Source organism: Pauljensenia sp. UMB3104 (genome assembly GCF_030217285.1).
In the GTDB taxonomy this organism is placed as follows: Bacteria; Actinomycetota; Actinomycetes; order Actinomycetales; family Actinomycetaceae; genus Pauljensenia.
Genome location: NZ_JASONN010000267.1, coordinates 1 through 281, shown reverse-complemented (window position 1 = coordinate 281; position 281 = coordinate 1). Strand labels below are relative to the sequence as shown.

At 66.2% G+C, this 281-nt stretch carries 1 protein-coding gene; it reads left to right on the top strand.

Going from position 1 to position 281, the window contains the following annotated elements; all coding sequences use genetic code 11:
* On the top strand, positions 1-281 hold a 281-nt coding region (locus QP415_RS11665), incomplete at both ends, for an FtsX-like permease family protein (protein WP_336620006.1).

Here is a 281-nt window from a genome sequence, read left to right as displayed (position 1 = left end):
CTCGGTCATGGTCAAGGTGGCACCTGGATACGACGCCGAGGCCGTGGCCGCGCAGATCCGTGAGCAGGTCCCCGGCGTCTCGGTCGCCACCTCGACGAAGCTGGTGAGCGGCATCGCGGCGTCACTGGACGCAACCTCGCGCACCGTCACCACCCTCATCGCCGTCGCGTGGGGAGCCGGCCTGCTTATGATCACCCTCATGTTCGTCCTGATGGTCGTCGAGCGCAGGAGAGAATTCGCGACTCTTATCGCCGCCGGTGCACACCGTCGCATGATCTCGC